This is a genomic window from Ilyobacter polytropus DSM 2926 (assembly GCF_000165505.1).
In the GTDB taxonomy this organism is placed as follows: Bacteria; Fusobacteriota; Fusobacteriia; order Fusobacteriales; family Fusobacteriaceae; genus Ilyobacter; species Ilyobacter polytropus.
This window is the reverse complement of the sequence record NC_014633.1, coordinates 484,690-499,800: the sequence shown is the minus strand read 5'-3', so window position 1 is coordinate 499,800 and position 15,111 is coordinate 484,690. Positions and strand designations below refer to the sequence as shown.

The window sequence follows — 15,111 nt, the reverse complement described above, 5'->3', positions numbered from 1 at the left end:
AAAGTCCGTGAAAAAAAATATCTCTAAAAAATATTACATCATAGCAGCTGCAATTCCTATTTTTTTCTTCGCTGTATTGTCATTTACATTTTATTCTAATATGAAGAATGAGATCTACAGCAGTAATGTGCATGAAAGAGAGGAAACCATAGGTAAATTTCTTCACTACAGGTCTCAGACCGAGAGTTTTTTTAATATAAATGAGCATATACTAAAGGGTTATATAGCTTATTTAAAAACCCATCCTCAGGTTCGTCCAGAGGAATCTGACAAATATCTTTCCAATCTAGTACAGGGGGATGGGCATTTAATCAGAAATATATCAACCATCAAAGATACAACTATAGTATCGGTTTTTCCAAAAGAAGGAAATGAGTCAGCAGTGGGAATAGACCTTTTGGATATCCCCCTTCAAGGGGAAAAGGTCCTAGAAGTAAAATATAAGCTCAAGCAGATTCTACAGGGACCATTGGATCTCGTACAGGGTGGAAAAGGATTTATCATAAGAATTCCAGTAGTAAATGATGAGACAGGATACTGGGGACAGGTGAGTATAGTAATAGATGCTGACCAGTTTATGGAGAGGGCCCTTTTGTCTGAAAAACAGAACAGACTTCACATAGCACTTTTTAACGACAACACTTTTAGAAAAAATCCGTTTTTAGGTGAGAGCTCAATACTTAAAAAGGACCCTATTATACTTGACATGGAATTCAGCAATACCCTTTGGAGTGCTGCTATTATCCCGATAAACGGTTGGGAAAGAGCAGATGATAAAATTGTATTAAAATTTGTCGTGTCGATTTTACTGACCTTTTTGTCGGCAACGCTTCTTTACAACAATATAATTTCGAGATTCAAATTTAAAAATGAAGTGATTCATGATCACCTTACAGGACTTTATAGCAGAGCTTTCCTTGATGAGTTCTACCAGATGGCATTTGAAAAGGCCAAGAGAAATAATACCAAAGTCCTCATACTACTTTTAGATATAAATAAATTTAAAAGTATAAATGACACCTATGGACACAAGGCAGGAGACGAGGTATTGAAGCTGATCTCAGACAAGCTACTGAAAATATGTAGAAAGTCTGAGGCAGTATTTAGACTGGGAGGAGACGAATTTCTTATTATTATCCCGGATATAGGGGATATCTCAGATGTAAAAATTATAAAAGAAAGAATAAGAAAAGCCGTAACAATAGATTACCAGCATCAGAATAAAAAAATTAAAATCTTCTCTAGTATCGGAAGTTCAGTTTATCCAACAGATGAAACTGATTTCGACAAACTGACCCATGTTGCAGACGAAGATATGTACAGACAAAAGACTAACTCAAATAATATTAGTTAAATTATAAATATATCTGACTTAGCGACCTCGGGATTTTTTCGAGGTTGCTTTTTTAAAATTTCCAGTAATAAAATAAAGTTTTACTCTGAATTTATAAGTAATTATAAAGGATGTTTTTAAATTACTAGAATAAATCTATATATAGTTAAAAAGGAGGAAATATATGAATAGATTTTTTATAACTTTGTTGCTTACGCTGTTTTTTACAGCTTTTTCCTTTGGAAAAAATATAAAAGTCATAGCCACAATATTTCCAAATTATGACTTTGCCAGAAATATAGGAAAAGAAAAGGCGGAAGTTACTCTTCTCTTGCCGCCTGGAGTAGAGGCTCACTCCTATGAGCCCACACCTAGAGATATGGTCAGGATAACTACCTCTGATATTTTACTCTATACAGGTGAAGACATGGAACCCTGGGTTCACAGAATGAGTAAAAATCTCCCCTCATCAGTTGCTGTATCTGACATCAGCCAGGGAATTGAGAAAATAAAAGACGGCGATCATAAAGACCCGCATATATGGACAGATCCAGTCCTTGCTATGAAGATGGCAGACAACATAACTGCAGCATTTATAAAGACAGATCCCAAAAACAGTGAATATTATATTGAAAATTCCAGAATTTACAAAAATAAACTTATAAGACTTCATCAGAAAATAGACAGAGAGCTGTCAGAGCTAGACAAAAGAGATGTTGTTTTCTCAGGACATATGGTCTTCGGATATTTTGCCAAGAGGTACAACCTGACCTTTACTACTCCTTACAGAAGTTTTTCTCCTGATGCAGAACCTACACCAAGGCGTATGGCAGAACTTATCAAAACTATAAAAAAACGTGGGGATTCTTATATTTATTTTGAAGAACTTATAGACCCCAAAAGTGCAAAGCTTATAGCCAGAGAAACCCAAACAAAAATTCTGCTTTTACATGGCGTCCATAATCTATCCAAAGAAGAGTTAAAATCCGGAAAGGGTTATATAGATATAATGGAAGATAACCTTAAAAATTTGAAAAGAGGTCTAAAAAATGAATAATATCATCATCTCTGTAGATAAACTTAACATAGCTTATAACGGAATCAGAATTCTGGAAAATATATCTTTTGATGTGGCCACAGGGGACTATATCGGCATCGTAGGGCCAAACGGTTCTGGAAAAACTACCCTTGTTAAAACCATGGTCGGAATAATAAAAAGTTCTACAGGAAGTATAAAATACCATAACATAAGTCCGGGAGAGATAGGTTACCTTCCACAGAAAAGTTTTAAGGTTGACAAGACTTTCCCAGGAAAAGTTAGAGAAGTAGTAGCTTCCGGACTTCTTGGAAAAAAGAGGTTTCCACGCTATCTTTCAAAAAAAGAATGGAAAAATGTAGATGAGCTTTTAAAAAAACTAAAAATAGAAAAATTAGCAGATAAATCCATAGGAAACCTTTCTGGAGGTCAGCAACAAAGGGTGCTCTTAGCCAGAGCTCTAGTATCACAACCTAAAATTTTATTCTTAGACGAGCCTACATCAGCTTTAGACCCAAAGGTAAGAAATGAGTTCTATGAACTTTTAAAAGAGATAAACTTAAGAGAGAATGTCACTATACTTTTTGTCTCCCACGATGTAGGAGGGATAGGGAAACATACCTCAAAAATGCTTTATCTGGACAGGTCTCTTGTTTTTTATGGAAATTATGATGAATTTTGCCAGTCAGATAAGATGACGGCTTACTTTGGCTCAATCTCACAACATCAATTTTGCTGGAGGCATACCCATGATCATTAATGAAATAACAGAGGCACTGAGTTTCTCATTTATACAAAGGGCAATATTGTCAGGTATATTTATATCTCTTTCATGCTCTTTTTTAGGACCTTTCCTAGTACTGAAAAATCTTTCCCTTATAGGAGATGGTCTGGCTCATGTGGCCTTCGCAACAGTAGCTCTAGGGATAATGCTTTCTCTTTCACCTATACTGGTGTCTGTTCCGTTAGTCATAATGGCTTCTTTCCTTATACTGAAACTAAATGAAAAGGCAAATATCGACGGAGACGCGGCAATTGGTCTGGTTTCTTCCCTTGCAGTATCCCTAGGTGTACTTATAGCCAGTCTTTCAAAGGGCTTTAACGTGGACTTATTCAGTTTTCTTTTCGGTAACATTCTCATTATAACCAAAGGAGAAATAATCATGTCTGGGATCCTCTGTGTTACTGTTGTAGCAGGAGTTATCTTATTTTATCCTGATCTTTTCACAATAACTTATGATGAAGAGTTCGCTGTGTCACAAGGACTAAATGTAAGACTCTTAAATCAGCTCCTTATAATACTCACATCGGTCACAATAGCCCTAGGAATAAGAATCGTAGGAACCATGCTTATATCTTCTCTAATTGTATTCCCAGCAGTTACCGCGCTGCAGGTGGCCAAAGGCTTCAAGAGCACCCTTGCCTTTTCTGCCCTTTTTTCCTCTACATCTGTGATTTTAGGGATTTTCACCTCTTATATATTAGATATTCCTACTGGCGCCACCATAGTTATCATAAACTCAATCTATTTTATAAGTGCTTTTGTTTTTAAAAAAATTATATTAAAAAGCTAGACGGTAGTAATTACTTTTATATTATCCCAAGGAAGTGAACTGTTATGATAAAAAAAACAATCACCTTGATAATACTTATTCTCTTAACTGGATGTGGTAAAAAAATACAAGAAGAAGTTCCACCTAAAGAGATAAAACCTATAAAAACAACTCTTATAAAAAATATTGAAATGTCTAAAAGAGTGGTTGACAATTCTGATATAGTTCCTATTTCTCAGGTAGAACAAATCACAGAAAAAGGTGGAGAGATAATAAACATAAACTTTAATAACGGAGATAAGGTTGAAAAAGACGAGATAATATTAACTATAAAAAATGAAACAGTATCTTCTAGATATTTCAGAGCCAAGGCAGATATGGAAAACAAGAAGTCTCAGATGGAAAAAACAGTAAAATTTGCAAAGGATGAAATACTAAAAAATTATGAAGAAGCAAAATCGGCATATATTTCCGCAACAGGAGATCTTGCTGCTGCAGAAAAAAGTTTTAACGAGAAAAAAACTACTTTTGCAGGTAATGAAAAACTTTATAAAGAAAGGCTTATCTCAGAAAAAGAGTACAGAGAGATAATAAGCTCCTTTGAACAGGCAAAAGTAAGATATGAGTCCTTAAAAAACGGAGGAGTCAGGGAAAAAGAAGCTGCTTATCTTCTCTATAAAAAATATAAAGAGGATGAGAGCTGGAAATATGATATATCAATGACAAAAGCCGACTATCAGTTAGCCTTAGCAGAATTTAATGCTGCAAAAAAAGATTATGAAGACCTCAATGTGAAGGCTAAGATATCGGGAATTATATCAGATATGGATTTAGACCTTTATCAGTATATCGACGAAAAGAATTTTCTTTTTAGCATCATTGATGACTCTCTCATGAAAGTGGATATGGGAGTCCCAGGAGAAGATATCTCTGATATTTCTGTCGGCAAAAAAATAGATGTATTTATTCCTGATATTTCAGATGTGATAGAGGGAAAAGTCTATGAAATAAATCCCTCTGCCGATCCAACTACAAAAAAATTCACAGTAAAAATTTCCCTAGATAACAGCGATAGATATCTAAAAAAAGGTATGTACTCAGAGGTAAGGTTAGAGTCAAACCCTAGAAATGTTCCTGCGGTTCCAAAAGAAGCTGTTATGATAAAAGACCTCTTAAGTTATATCGCAATTGCAGAAAACAGTGAGGCTAAGATAATTCAGATAAAAACAGGAATGGAATCTGACTCTTTTTACGAAGTTATCTCCTCTGAAGTATCATCTGGAGATAAAGTAATTATACAGGGACAGTACCTTTTAGAAAACGGAGACAGCATCAAGGAGGTCGAATAGCATGAGAGATATTCCATTAATTGCTATAAAAAAACCTGCGACTACCTTAATGCTTATCGTAACTATGATAGTTGTGGGACTCCTCAGTTTATCTCAAATGCCTGTGGCTCTACTTCCAAATTTTAATATCCCTGTTGCCACAGTGGTTACAACCTGGCCTGGGGCATCTCCTGAAGACATGGACAAGTTGGTCACAAGAAAATTAGAAGATGCCGTATCCCTTGTAGAGGGGATAAAAAACTTTAATTCCTTCTCTAGTCAGGGACTTTCACAGATAGTTATAGAATTTGACTACGGAACAAATTCTGATGACAAGGTGGATCTTATTCAGACAGAGGTAAACAAGATAAGAAGTGAACTTCCTGACGATATAAACGAACCTGTCACAGACAAAATCGATATAGGGGCCGAGACCTCTATACTGGTGGATTATATAGGGGATGACATCACCTCCCTGAGGTCCACTGCAGAAAACCTGATAAAACCAAGGTTCCAAAGGGTAAAAGGTGTGGGAGACGTAACAGTTCGGGGTGGTCTTGAAAAAGAGGTCCTTGTAGAACTAAATCCCTACAAACTGGATTCTTATAATTTAAATGCAGTGGATATATTCAACATCATAAGACAGTCAAATATAAACATTCCCATAGGAGAGGTCAAATCCGGTGAGAAAAGTTATCTTGTAAAAATAGAGGGGGAGCTAGAAAATGTCTCTCAAATAGAAAATGTCGTTATCTCAAATATAAACTCAAAAATACTAAGACTCAAAGATGTGGCCTCTGTCACTCTTACCAATAAGGACCAGGATTCATTTTATCGGGTAAACGGTCAGCCTGCAGTTTCCGTCATGGTAAATAAAGCTGAGGACGGAAACATAGTCGATATTGCAGACAGAATAAAAGCTGATATAGAGGAACTCTCACCATACCTGCCTGCCAAAACATATCTTTCAGTGGGCTATGATGCATCAAAATTTATAAACCAGTCTATAAATACAGTAAAAAATAACGCTATCACAGGGCTTGTACTGGCCTCTATAATTTTATTTGTTTTCCTAAAAAGTTTTAGAGCCACTTCGATAATTGCTCTTGCCATACCTTCTTCCATAATTTTTACCTTTGCTTTTATGGATATGAAGGGGATATCACTCAATGTAATCTCGTTGATGGGACTCTCCCTAGGAGTAGGGATGCTAGTAGACAACTCAGTGGTAGTTTTAGATAATATCTACAGACATTATAAAGAATTAAAAAAGAGTCCTTCAGAAGCTGCAGGTGAAGGAGCAAGAGAGATTGCAATGCCAATTTTGGCTTCTACCGCCACCACAGTTGCTGTATTTATTCCCATCGTCCTCAGAGAGGGAATAGCAAAAGAGATATTCAGCGATATGTCCTATACAATCTCATTTTCTTTGTTAGCCTCGCTTATAGTTGCTCTTACATTTGTCCCTATGATATCTAGCAAGATATTGGAAAAAGAGGAGAAACACAGTGAGGACGGAAGATTATTAAAAAAAATAAGAATATTCTATATGAAGCTTTTAAACTTAACACTGATCCACAGATGGAAGACTCTTCTAATAACAATAATATTATTTATTATCTCAGTGTTTATAGCAGGAACCATCGGTGGAGAATTTATGCCCGAGCAGGATGAAAGTCAGTATACGATAATAGCAGAACTTCCATCTGGAATGGAAATTTCCATGGCAGAACGAACTTCACAGCTTCTAGAAAAAAGAGTGGTAAAAGAAAAAGAAAACGATGAAATGTTAAGATACAGCACCACAGGTAACCCCAGTCAGATAGCCATAAACGTCGAGCTAAAAGAGAAAAAAGATAGAAACCGTGATGTTTTCGCCATTGTAGATTCCCTCAGAAGTGACCTCTCAAAAATCCCAGATATAAAACTCAATCTCACTACTGTTTTTAGAGGTCCACAAACTTCAGAAAGAGATTTCCAGTTTGAGATATATTCCTCAAATTATCTTCAAATGGAGTCCATCACAAAAAAACTTTTTGTGATTATGCAAAATAAACGTGGGCTTGTTGACTTTAAATCATCTATTGAAGGAGGAGGACCTCAGGCAAAAATAATGATAAACAGAGATAAGGCACAGTCTTATGGTCTAAGGGTCACCGAGATAGCCCAAGCTTTGAGTTATCAGATATTAGGGGACGATCCCATCACCATAAAGACTGATAATGAAGAGGTCGATGTTACTGTAAAATTAGCTGAAGAGTTTCGAAATTCCATAGACAAATTTTTAGAGTCCAAAATAAAAACTCCTGCTGGCATATCAGTAAAAATAAGAGATGTGGCATACCTAAAAATTCAAGAGGGTTCGTCACAGGTAGAAAGAAAAAACAAGATAAGAAAAGTGACAATCTCTGCCAACTTAGCTGATGATTTTACCTTGAAAGAAGCTCAGGTTTTTATGGCTGAGGAGTTTAAAAAACTTAATCCTCCAAAGACAGTATCCTATGGCTTTGGTGGTGAGGGGCAGCAGCTAAACGAGGCAATGACAGATTTAAATATAGCCCTAATACTTTCTATCTTTATCGTTTATTTTATATTAGTTTCACAGTTTGAATCTTTTGTCCTTCCCTTTATCATAGTAGGGGCAATACCTCTTTCTGTAATTGGTGTATTTTTAGGTCTTTTTATAACAGGAAGAAAACTCGATATCATGGTGATGGTGGGGATAATAATGCTTGTTGGAATAGTTGTAAATAATGCCATTGTGCTCATAGACTATATTAATCTTTTGAGACTCAGAGGGTCCAACATGGAAGAGGCTCTTATTGAAGCCGGTGAGACCAGACTAAGACCTATTGTCATGACAACTCTCACTACAGTTTTTGGTATGATCCCACTTGCAATAAGTAGGGGAGAGGGTGCCGAGATGTACAATGGAATGGCTATTGCAGTTATTTTCGGTCTTTCACTTTCTACTCTTCTTACTCTAATAATTATACCTATACTTTATTCCCTCGTTGAAAATGCAAGAACTAAACTAAAAAGAGACAGAAATTAAATTTTCTGTCTCTTTTTCTTATGACTTTTAAAATATAATTTTAGTTATTTATTTCTTCCATTTTACATCTTTGGTCATAATATCCTGGAATCCAACCACACGGTTCCTACCATCCTCTTTTCCCCTATACATGGCCGCATCTGCTTCTGCCACTGCCTTCTCAAGAGGTTTTCTCACATTGAGAGTTGATACTCCTATTGTCACAGTTATATTCAGAGATTGTTTATGATAATAAAAAACCTCACGTTCCACCATCTTTCTTACTTTCTCTGCAGCAAGAAGTGCCCCTTTATAGTCTGTTTCAGGAAGAAGTACTAGAAACTCCTCTCCTCCCCATCTTCCTATTATATCACTGAGACGGACATTCTTTGTGACAACTCTAACAAAAGATCTTAAAACAAAATCTCCGCAGGCATGCCCGTAAGTATCATTGAACTTTTTAAAGAAATCTATATCCATCATCATTACACAGGCATCAATGTCATACCTTTTCATTCTTTCCAATTCCAAGTTTGCTATTTTAGTAAAACCTTTCCTGTTATAAGAACCAGTCAAAAAATCTTTTTCAATTTCCTTGTCACTTTTTCTGAGCATCACCTGAAGTTTTTCTATGGTCTGCTGGCTATCTTCTACCACAGCCTTACGCTTTAATGCTCCATATAAAAATACCAGAGACATAAACCATAAAGAAAGAAACACCAGATTACTTTTTAGCATTTCACTATGTAGTTTCATTGAGTCAGTTACATAGTAAATTCTCCATGGAGAAGAATTGCATTGTTCATAATAGATATAATACTTTCCTATTTTCTCAATGTCACAGGGTTTCATATCTGGAAGTTTATATCTTTTGTCATAAATTTTTTGGGGAAGACTATCGTAGAATTTTGACACCTTTTTATTTTGAAGATTCTCTGTAGATAAAGCATTCCCATCTTCATCCACTATAAAAAATTCTAATATGAGATCAGAATCTATTTTTTTCACAAAAAAATCACTTTTTAATCCTAAAGTTATTAAACCTTTTAGTGTACTTCCCTCATAAATAGGAGCTCCCCTGCTTATAAGCAGATCTTCCCCTAACGGGTCTTTGTATATCCCACTCCAGAAAGATTCGTTCTCCCCACTTTTTTCCTTTGAAAAAAGCTCTTTTTTTACAAAATTTAATTTGTAAATGTTTTTCAAAGACGAGTATTTGTCATCTGATACTTTGGGAAAAAGATTTATAAAACCACTGTTAGATACGTAATAGATATAAGCAATATCCGGCATAACTCCGATTACATTATCATAGCTAGATGCTAGAACCTCTGACATATCCAGCTCTTTTTTTACAGACCACCTAGAGCTTATTTTATCTACACCTACTACTACTCTTTCTGATTCATCTGTAGATATATACAAATCATCTTCTGGAATATACTTAAATCTAAAATTATTATTCCCAACCCGTGTATTTTTCTTGTAATACGTGTCTCCGGAAGTTTCAAGAATATTAAGTAACTTGTTCACAGAAGAGATATTATTATCCATAGTAAAAAAATTTTCATCTGCTTGCTTTTTAAATTTTTCTATGGATTTTTTCTTTTGAATACTGTAATTAACTCCAAAAATAATAATCAAAAATATCACAGCAGTACTTTTTAAGAATTTTAACCAAAATTTCCCCACCCTAAGCTACCTCCCGTTCTAGTAAAAAATTTATGTTTTCATTGACAATTATTTTTTTCAAGCATCTTTTTTATGTTATCTCTTATCTCCAATGATTTTTTTGGGTAACCCATTGAGGATACCGCCACCTGCACCGATTCTCCCTCGTATACTGCAGAAAATCTTGCGTTCATGTCAAATTTTGATGTCATATTATTTACAAGAATATTCTTTGCGTTACAGATCTCAAATATCTCCTTGTTAAAGTCACTGTTATTTGTTGCTGCAACTACCAAAAATACATTTTCAAGGTCTTTTTCTGAAAAAGCTTTAACAGAGACTTTCACTCCTTGAAGCTCAGAAATTCTGTCTTCTGCCACATCCCTGGTTATTACTTCTACCATTGCACCATACTTTAACAGTGTTTTTATTTTCCTGTATGCTATATTCCCGGCACCTATAACCAGACATCTCTTGTCGTTCAAGTCCACAAACAGCGGAAAAAATTTATGTTCCATATAATGTATTACCTCCTGATGTGGTATGTTTTTTTGCGATTTGTTTTAACTTCTGATATGATATTTTAATAATCTCTATGATTTATACTAATACAAATGACATTTCCTTCAAATTTAAAAAAAATATAAATTATTATACCATAACTTGTATATATTTCTAACATACATTCAAGAAAAATTTAGTCTTAAATCAGGATTTTTTTCCATAGGTCTATCTCTACAAAATTCATTCTAAAGTAAAAAAACTATTGCTATTTTAGCATAAAAAAGTATATAATTATGTTTGTTCGTTTCCGAAAGAAAGCCTATAAAAACTTTCCAACTTCGTACAGAAAAATAAACACATACAAATCAATATATATTTTAAAGGGGTGAACTAAAATTTAATGAAAAATGTAAATAGATTAACAGAAGGGCCTATAAGCAGGCAGCTTATTGCACTGGCACTGCCGATAATGGGATCTTCTTTTTTGCAGATGGCTTACGGACTGGTAGATATGCTGTGGATCGGTCGACTCGGAAGTAGTGCCGTAGCCGCTATAGGAACTGCAATGTTTTTTATAAATTTGGGATATGCCCTTAATTCTATGGTTGTAACAGGAACGGGGATTAAAGTGTCTCACAGCATCGGATCAAAAGATTATAATGATGCTGCAGAGTGTATAAAAAATGCCTTCCTTATAAATCTCATAATGTTTTCCTGTTTTATAAGTGGCTTAATATTTTTCAGAGATAACTTAATAGGGTTTTTTAAGCTAAACGACAGCAATGTTGAAAACATGGCGAAAACCTACCTGGTAATAACAGCCTTTGGACTTGTCTTTAAGTTTTTAAATTTTCTTTTTACAAGAATTTTAAATAGTTTTGGAGAAAGTAAACTTCCATTTAAAATCAATGCGGTGGGTGTAGTGCTAAACATCATATTAGATCCCCTACTGATATTTGGATTGGATATGGGAGTGGCAGGTGCTGCACTGGCAACTATCATATCACAGGCAGTCAATATGGTTTTATTCATAAAAGCCTCTAGGGAATATTTTTCTATAAAAAATATCTTTCAGTATAATTTTAAAAAGATAAGAGAAATACTGAGTTTGGGTCTGCCTATAGCAGTACAGAGAATCTTATTTACAGGTTTTGGTATACTCATAGCAAAAATAATCGCTAACTGGGGACCTGATGCGATTGCAGCTCAGAAGATAGGTCTGCAGATAGAATCTATAGCCTATATGACTGCAGGGGGGCTCTACGGTGCAGTAGCAAGTTTTATAGGTCAAAATTATGGTGCAAAGAAATACAAAAGAATATCAAAAGGTTTTAAAACAGCGTTTTTACTTTCTGCTATAATAGGTGGAGCTGCAACATTTATCTTTTTAGTCTTTCCAGAAGAACTAATCAAAGTTTTTGTAAAAGACAGGAAAACTATAGAAATCGGTGTAAGTTATCTGAGAATAGTTGGTATATCACAGTTTTTTATGTGCATCGAAATCATAAGCAATGCAGCCTTTAGCGGTATAGGAAGACCGAAAATTGCATCTACAGTGAGTATAATATTTACAGGTATGAGAATACCCATAGCATATTATTTATCACATGAATCTAGAATGGGGATAAACGGTGTATGGGTGAGTATTGCCTTAACCAGTATATTTAAAGGGATTATTCTTTCAGGATTATTTTTAAATAACTTAAGAAAAATTTACAGAAAGATCAAGGGAGAGGGTTTATGGATTTAAATTTTAGGGATTTGATAAAAAAATCAAAATTAGAATCTTTGCTAACAAGAGGAAATTTTGGGTTGGAAAAGGAAAATCTGAGGGTGAATAAAAACGGTGAACTTGCACTTACTTTGCACCCAAAAGAATTCGGTGATAAGCTAAAAAATCCATATATAACAATTGATTTTTCAGAAAGTCAGCTGGAAATGATAACTCCCAGTTTTGATACCGTCGAAAAAGCTTATACTTTTTTGGAGAATTTACACGATATTGTCAGCACCACTCTAGACAGTGAATATCTTTGGCCACAAAGCATCCCTCCTATTCTTCCTGAAGAAAAAGATATCCCCATAGGGATATTTCACGGCGAGGCGGGGAAAAGTAACAAAGAATACAGAGAACGACTGGCAAAAAAATATGGTAAAAAGCTTCAGCTTTTATCAGGGATACACTATAATTTTTCTTTCTCAGATAAATTTTTAAATAAGCTTTACGAAGAGATCCCTCACGGCTCAGAATTTCGGGATTTTAAAAAGTTCAAAAACCATCTTTATCTGAAAATAGCAAGAAATCACTTTAGGTATGGCTGGTTTTTCATATATCTTTTTGGGGCAAGCTCCCCTATACACGGGACATACAAAAAAGAGTGTATAGAAAAGATGGCACAGCTAAAAGACAACTCCTATTATTTTGAAGACACACTTTCCTTTAGAAACGGGATATGCGGATATAAAAATTTAGGTGAAATCTATGTTTCCCACAGCAGCCTAACAGATTATGTGTCTGACATAAAAAAATTAATTGAAAAAAATGTCCTTCAAGAAGCCAAAGAATACTACAGTTCCATAAGAGTCAAATCCAAAAGCAAAACAAATATCCTTGATGCCCTAGAAAAAGACGGAATCGAGTATCTTGAATTTCGTTCTATTGACCTGAACCCCTTCAGCAGAATAGGGGTGGATATCTTGGATTTGAAGTTCGTACATCTCTTTATTATTTACCTTCTTTTAAAAGAAGAAAACAATGAGTTTGGAGAATCCCAGTACAAAAATGCCATTCAAAACCAGGAGTTGCTTGCAAGCAGAGGGCGAGATAAAGAGTTACTTTTAAATAAAGGCAAAGATCTTAAAATTACTGCCAGGGAATGGGCAGAAGAAATTATAGATGAGATGACTGGCTATTTTGGAGAACTGGGTATCTTAGATGATAAATATAATGAAATTATTAATTTCCAAAAGGAAAAAATAAAAAATGAAGACAGACAATATGTTTCGCGTCTTTTAAAAGGTATAAAAGATAAAGGCTTTATTAATTTTCACCTTGAAAAAGCAAAAAGTTCCCTTGAAGAGAGTAGGAAAAAAAGTTTTGCACTAAAGGGCTATGAAGATTTGGAACTTTCTACACAGATAGTATTAAAAGAAGCCATAAAAAGAGGTGTAAAGTTTGAGATTGTAGATCGAAGTGAAAACTTCGTGCTCTTGGATAACGGAATAAAAAAAGAGTATATCAAACAGGCCACAAAAACCTCATTGGACTCGTATATTACTGCACTTATTATGGAAAATAAGGTTGTTACAAAAAAAGTTCTGTCAGACAGCAATATAGTGGTCCCTAAGGGAGAGAATTATGATGATCCATCAAAGGCCAAGAGTGATTATGAGGACTATAAAAATTCAGGTACTGTAATCAAACCAAAATCCACTAATTTTGGTCTTGGGATAACTATTTTTAAGGCGGGATTCAGCAGAAATGATTATGAAAAGGCAGTGGATATGGCCTTTAATGAGGACAATTCCATACTTATAGAGGAATTTATAGAGGGAAAAGAATACAGATTTTTTGTTATAGGAGATGAAACAGTTGGTATTCTTCACCGTGTACCGGCCAATGTCTTAGGTGACGGAAAAAAAAGTATAGAAAAACTTGTTCAAATAAAAAATGAAAATTATCTCAGAGGAAAAGGATATAAGACTCCTCTAGAAAAGATCGTTCTCGGAGAATCTGAAAAAATGTTTTTAGAATCCCAGGGAAAAAATATTCAGTACGTCCCTCTCAGTGGAGAGAAGGTTTTCTTGAGGGAAAACTCAAATATAAGCACAGGGGGGGACAGCATCGACTACACCGATGATATCCCAGCTATCTACAAGGAGATAGCTGTGAAAGCATCAAAATCTGCAGGAGCGGTTATCTGTGGGGTAGATATGATTATAAAGGATATAAAAAATCCAAATCCAGAAAACAACTATGGTATAATAGAGATAAATTTTAATCCTGCAATTCATATTCACTGTTATCCTTATATAGGTACAAACAGAGAGTTAGGTGGTAAAATTTTAGATGCTTTGGGGTTTTAGTTAAAAGATAAATAAAAAATATTAAAAATTATAAATTTTAATTTACTATAAGGAGGAAATTATGAAATACAAGTTAGAACATGGGTGCATCAGAGTAATGGATCTCGATAAGTCATTGGATTTTTACAAAAATGCTTTAGGTTTAAAAGAGGTAAGAAGAAAAGATTTTCCAGAACATAAGTTTACACTGGTATATTTAACTGATGAAAACAATAACTATGAAATCGAATTAACATACAATTACGATACTGAAAAACCTTATGATATAGGAAACGGTTTTAGCCATTTTGCTTTGACAGTAGAAGAACTAGAAGAATCACATAAAAGACATATAGATATGGGCTATGACGTAGGTGATCTCAAAGGCTTACCAGGGGAAAAACCTAGATACTATTTTGTAAAAGATCCAGACGGATATGCCATAGAAATAATCAGGGCACAGTAAATAATAGATATTTTCAAAAATTAAATATTTAGTATCTGTTTTATCCAGGCACTCATAAGAGTGCCTTTTTTGATTTTAATAAAAATAATAATTTATTTGTATTTTAAGATACAATCTTAAA

At 34.6% G+C, this 15,111-nt stretch carries 11 protein-coding genes; 9 read left to right on the top strand and 2 right to left on the bottom strand.

Annotation, left to right across the window (positions count from 1 at the left end; all coding sequences use genetic code 11):
• Positions 1 to 7 precede the first annotated feature (7 nt).
• The 6 genes from ILYOP_RS12235 to ILYOP_RS12210 all read left to right on the top strand — a co-directional run bounded on the left by ILYOP_RS12235 (position 8) and on the right by ILYOP_RS12210 (position 8,305).
• Positions 8 to 1,354 carry a diguanylate cyclase domain-containing protein gene (locus ILYOP_RS12235; RefSeq protein ID WP_013388811.1) on the top strand — a complete coding sequence of 449 codons (1,347 nt, stop codon included), beginning with the start codon at positions 8 to 10 and terminating at the stop codon, positions 1,352 to 1,354.
• 163 nt (positions 1,355 to 1,517) lie between these two features.
• Positions 1,518 to 2,390 carry a metal ABC transporter solute-binding protein, Zn/Mn family gene (locus ILYOP_RS12230; protein WP_013388810.1) on the top strand — a complete coding sequence of 291 codons (873 nt, stop codon included), beginning with the start codon at positions 1,518 to 1,520 and terminating at the stop codon, positions 2,388 to 2,390.
• A complete protein-coding gene (locus ILYOP_RS12225) occupies positions 2,383 to 3,129 on the top strand; it encodes a metal ABC transporter ATP-binding protein (protein ID WP_013388809.1) in 747 nt (248 codons plus the stop codon). Before ILYOP_RS12230 ends, ILYOP_RS12225 begins: the two co-directional genes overlap by 8 nt.
• Positions 3,119 to 3,943 (top strand): metal ABC transporter permease, encoded by an 825-nt coding sequence (locus tag ILYOP_RS12220; protein WP_013388808.1) that lies wholly within the window; start codon positions 3,119 to 3,121, stop codon positions 3,941 to 3,943. The genes ILYOP_RS12225 and ILYOP_RS12220 overlap by 11 nt, the downstream gene beginning before the upstream one ends.
• Before the next feature lie 44 nt (positions 3,944 to 3,987).
• Positions 3,988 to 5,271, top strand: a complete 1,284-nt coding sequence (locus ILYOP_RS12215; RefSeq protein WP_013388807.1) for an efflux RND transporter periplasmic adaptor subunit — start codon at positions 3,988 to 3,990, stop codon at positions 5,269 to 5,271.
• A 1-nt stretch (position 5,272) separates the two neighbouring features.
• Positions 5,273 to 8,305: an efflux RND transporter permease subunit gene (locus ILYOP_RS12210; RefSeq protein WP_013388806.1), complete on the top strand. Its 3,033-nt coding sequence runs from the start codon at positions 5,273 to 5,275 to the stop codon at positions 8,303 to 8,305.
• A gap of 48 nt (positions 8,306 to 8,353) precedes the next feature.
• On the opposite strand, the gene ILYOP_RS12205 is transcribed toward ILYOP_RS12210, so the two are convergent.
• Positions 8,354 to 9,976: a GGDEF domain-containing protein gene (locus ILYOP_RS12205; protein ID WP_013388805.1), complete on the bottom strand. Its 1,623-nt coding sequence runs from the start codon at positions 9,974 to 9,976 to the stop codon at positions 8,354 to 8,356.
• Between the two features lie 38 nt (positions 9,977 to 10,014).
• Positions 10,015 to 10,473, bottom strand: a complete 459-nt coding sequence (locus ILYOP_RS12200) for a precorrin-2 dehydrogenase/sirohydrochlorin ferrochelatase family protein (protein ID WP_013388804.1) — start codon at positions 10,471 to 10,473, stop codon at positions 10,015 to 10,017.
• Positions 10,474 to 10,859: 386 nt separating this feature from the next.
• Between ILYOP_RS12200 and ILYOP_RS12195 the strand changes: the two genes are divergently transcribed.
• The 3 genes from ILYOP_RS12195 (at position 10,860) to gloA (ending at position 14,990) form a co-directional block, all read left to right on the top strand.
• Positions 10,860 to 12,209, top strand: a complete 1,350-nt coding sequence (locus tag ILYOP_RS12195; RefSeq protein WP_013388803.1) for an MATE family efflux transporter — start codon at positions 10,860 to 10,862, stop codon at positions 12,207 to 12,209.
• Entirely contained in the window at positions 12,200 to 14,545 is a 2,346-nt protein-coding gene (gshAB, locus tag ILYOP_RS12190; RefSeq protein WP_013388802.1) for a bifunctional glutamate--cysteine ligase GshA/glutathione synthetase GshB, read from the top strand. Before ILYOP_RS12195 ends, gshAB begins: the two co-directional genes overlap by 10 nt.
• 61 nt (positions 14,546 to 14,606) lie before the next feature.
• Positions 14,607 to 14,990 (top strand): lactoylglutathione lyase, encoded by a 384-nt coding sequence (gloA, locus tag ILYOP_RS12185; protein WP_013388801.1) that lies wholly within the window; start codon positions 14,607 to 14,609, stop codon positions 14,988 to 14,990.
• Positions 14,991 to 15,111: the final 121 nt, after the last annotated feature.